The organism is Roseiarcus sp. (assembly GCF_052145395.1).
GTDB lineage: Bacteria > Pseudomonadota > Alphaproteobacteria > Rhizobiales > Beijerinckiaceae > Roseiarcus.
The window spans coordinates 1-4,091 of the sequence record NZ_JBKQOT010000659.1; the positions used below are offsets into that span (position 1 = coordinate 1).

Annotated in this window: 2 protein-coding genes; one reads left to right on the forward strand and one right to left on the reverse strand. The window is 63.9% G+C overall.

The features are described 5' to 3' along the window. Positions 1-358: 358 nt before the first annotated feature. The gene (locus tag ACLP25_RS22680) at positions 359-2,071 is read left to right on the forward strand and encodes a carboxylesterase/lipase family protein (protein WP_442471400.1); all 1,713 of its coding nucleotides are present in this window, start codon (positions 359-361) and stop codon (positions 2,069-2,071) included. 1,458 nt (positions 2,072-3,529) lie between these two features. Here ACLP25_RS22680 and ACLP25_RS22685 read toward each other — a convergent pair. Then, positions 3,530-4,091 (reverse strand): S1 RNA-binding domain-containing protein (locus ACLP25_RS22685; protein WP_442471401.1); only part of this gene is annotated, 562 nt, incomplete at its 5' end.

The window sequence follows — 4,091 nt, forward strand, 5'->3', positions numbered from 1 at the left end:
CATGAAGCCAGTCGGAAAGCCGGATGCGGGAAATCCGCACGTCCGGTTTGATGAGCGGGGAAGGGAAACGGAGCGATTGGCAGAAGCCTCAAGCTACCGCGCCCTTCCTCGACTCTACCCGTAATCCGGGTGTGTCACCGTAATCCACCGTAATCCGGCGCAACGGCAAGGTGGTCGAGATCGCGCGGCGCCTCCGCGTGCACGAGGCGAGCGTTTGTCGGGTTCTCACCGAAGACAATCCCGGATAAAAGCATGTCGTTTACCGCCGGGGGGAGGGCGATTGTTTTTCGTGGCGACAAGCGGCAGGATCTGTGGTTGTATCAATCAATAATCTAGGTCCGATCTTCGGGAGGGAAATATGACGTTCGGCGAAGCAGGGCGCTTGGGAGCGAAGTCTGCACTGAGGATGGCGCAACTTAGTGCGATGATGGCTGCCACGATAACCCTTGTAGCAGTGCTCGGGATCACGGGCGCCGCCGCATCGACGCTTGTCGAAACCACAAACGGCTGGGTGCAGGGGAAAACCGTCGGATCCGTCGATCAGTGGTTAGGCGTCCGTTACGCGGCGTCGCCCGCCGGAGTTGGCCGCTGGGCGCCGCCGAAACCTCCAGGATCCTATGGTACGCAGCAGAATCCCACCGCCGCGACGCAATTTGGCGCTCCGTGTCCGCAGAACATCTCCCAGTTCGGCACCTCGATCCCGCTTCCGACACCGCCAAACACGGTCCCGGCGCCTGGCAGCGCCGACAGCGAGGACTGTCTTTTTCTCAACATCTATGTTCCAGCCGATCGGTCCGCTGCCGGCGGCGAGCCGCTGCCGGTCCTTTTCTGGATCCACGGCGGCTCCAACGAATACGGCGAGGGCAGCACCTACGATCCGATGCCCCTCGTGACCCAAGGCCACATCATCGTCGTCACGATCAACTATCGCCTAGGCGCGCTTGGCTGGCTTGCTCACCCGCTTTTGGACGACGGGAGCCCCAACAGCTCGGGAAATTATGGGCTGATGGACCAGCAGTTTGCGATGCGCTGGGTCAACCGCAACATCGCCGCCTTTGGCGGCGACCCGCACAAGGTGACCATCGCCGGCGAGTCCGCCGGTGCGTTCGACACCTGTTCCCACCTCGCCTCGCCGACGGCGGCAGGCTTGTTTCGCGGGGCGATCATCGAAAGCGCGTGCATCGTCTTCCAGTACCCGCAGGCCGTGCTGGAAGCCGTGAGCGGCGTCCCCTTCGTCAAAGCTTTGGGATGCACAACCCTCCCCTGCTTACAAGCAGCGCCGGTTTCCGCGGTTCTCGCCGCCGAATTGCCGCTCGGCTGGGTCAACGTGGTGGGGCCGAACGTCCCAACGTTGCCGGAAACGCCGCAGCAGGCCTTTAGCGACGACAACTTCAACAAGGTCCCCGTGATTCAGGGGACCAACCTCGACGAGGGCCGCCTTTTCATTCCGCTGTTCAACGGGGTCGTGACCAGCGGAAACTATGCGAGCGTGGTCGCGAACCTGTTTGCCGCGTACCCTAATCCTCCGTTGGCGACGATCGAGAGCCACTACCCGATCGCGAACTATTTGACAGACGGCGCGGCCGCGGCACCCGGAGAGGCGGCGGCTGCAATCGTCACCGACTCGCTGTTCGCCTGCACAGCGCGCACCGCCGACCAGCTCCTCAGTCAATACGTTCCGGTCTGGGCGTACGAGTTCAAGGACACGAACGCGCCGGAACTCTTCAACCTGCCCACCGTCTTCCCCTATGGCGCGACACATGCCAGCGAACTCCAGTTCATCTTCGACCCCAGCGCGTTTTTTCCCAACGTCAACTATCCGGTCCCGACCGATCCATTCCCCCTCAGCCCAGACGAACAGCACCTCTCGCGGGAAATGGTCCGGTATTGGACCAATTTCGTCGCAACGCTCGACCCTAACGGCAGAGAGCCCTTCCGGGACTTTTGGAAGCGTTATGACGGCACTTCCGACGACGTCCAGGCAGCACCAAATCCACACATAGAGCTAGGCTTTGGGGCAGAGCACCAGTGCGGACTCTGGGGGCAACTCGGCCTCGAAAGCGGCCTGTAGATCTGGGTCGAAGAGCAACGGTGCGACGCTCATATCAAAATGAGGGTTTTCTTCCACATCTGCCAGCCCCTCCCCAAGCGGGCGGCAGGTTTCCGCCCAACTGCGAGCGTTCATGGCCGCGATCCGAAGTGACCGCTAAACGTCGATCCCCGACGTTTCAATCGCTTTGGCGGAATAACCACTTTGGTGAAGGGTTTCGTCGATCCGAAGTGCGGGCGAGACGGCAGGGTACGTGTCCGTGAAGCCGGTGGAGACTGTCGGCGGTGGACGGCGCGAGCGTCTCGCCGCCAAGCCGAACACCGGAAAACGCAACAATATCTTGCCATATGGGCGCCCGTGTTCTATCTTTGTTCTTACCCAAGGAGAGCACGCGTTGTCCGAGTTTGCGAAGCCGCTTCGCCTGACCCCGGCAATCCGCCAGCGGACGCGCACGCCGTGCAAGATTCTTGCGTGACCAGTTCGTCATCGGAATGCTCCTTCGCGGCGTCTCCGTCGCCAAGATCGCGGCGCCATTTTCGCCGTGAGCGGGAAGCGCATGCGCGCGATTATTTGGCAGATTCTCGCGCGCCGCACGCCAGCGCCCCGAGGCCCATCGCCGGAGGCCGGAAGCGGGGAGGACATTGCTCCTTGTCATCCCCGCGAACGCGGGGATCCAGGGCCGCCGCTCGGACAAGTTGTCGCGTTTGCGCGAGATTACCCCCTCGTCACTCCGGGGCCCTGGATGCCCGCCTCCGCGGGCATGACACAGTTGGCAATTACACCCCCCGGAAAACCCGTCGCAACGCCTTGAGAAGATTGAATCCGCGCCCGGAATTGCGACGGTCCCAAAGATCTCGGGCGGCGTCGATGCCGCGCGAGAGCAGGCTGGCGTCTTCGCGCGCCCCGAGCCAGTCGGGCCGTGTCCGCGCTCGACGCGCCGCCGAACAATCGCCCGGAAAATCCGCCGCAAAGCCTTGATAAGATTGAATCCGCGCCCGGAATTGCGAGGGTCCCGGCAATATCGGGCGGCGTCGATGTGGCGCGGGAGCAAGGTGGCGTTTGCGCGCGCCCCGAACCCGGCGAGGCCTTGCCCGCGCTCGACGCGCCGCCGAACAATCGCTCGGAAAGTCCGCCGCAAAGCCTTGAAAACGTTGAATCCGCGCCCGGAAATGCGAGGGTCCCAAAGATCTCGGGTGGCGTCGACGCGGCGCGCGAGAGACCTCGTATGCGTATTCGCGCGCCCCGAACCCGGTCGGGCCATGTCCGCGCTCGACACGCCGCCGAATAGTCGCCCGGAATTTTCGCCGCAAGTCTATGTATTCATTGAATCCGCGCCCGGGACTATTTGGCCCGCCACTGCGTCGTCGTTGGACGCCAGGCGCCAAATGTCCGGGCGACGCTCGACGGCCCGGACTCAAAAAGGCCCGCGGGGATCGCTCCCCGCGGGCCTGAACCGCGACGCCCAAAGAGGGCGTGAGCTTACTTCTTCTGCTCGCGCGCCTTCAGCGCCGCGCCGAGAATGTCGCCGAGCGAGGCGCCCGAGTCGGCCGAGCCGTACTGGGCGATCGCCTCCTTCTCCTCGGCGACTTCGAGCGCCTTGATGGAGACCGCGACCTTGCGCGCGCGGCGGTCGAACTGCACCACGCGGGCGTCGACCTTCTCGCCGACCGAAAAGCGCTCGGGGCGCTGGTCGCCGCGGTCGCGGGCGAGCTCGTTGCGCTTGATGAAGGTCGTGAGGTCCGTGCCGGCGATCTTCACCTCGAGGCCGCCGTCCTTGACCTCCAGCACCTCGCAGGTCACGACGCCGCCCTTGCGCAATTCGCCGCCCTCGCCTTCCTCGCCGGCCTTGCGGGCGGTGAACGGATCGGACGCGAGCTGCTTGATGCCGATGGCGATGCGCTCCTTCTCGACGTCGACGTCGAGAACCTTGGCGTGCACCTTGTCGCCCTTCTTGTAGTCCTCGATCGCCTGCTCGCCCGGACGCGTCCAGTCGAGGTCGGAGAGGTGGACCATGCCGTCGACGTCGCCATCGAGGCCAACG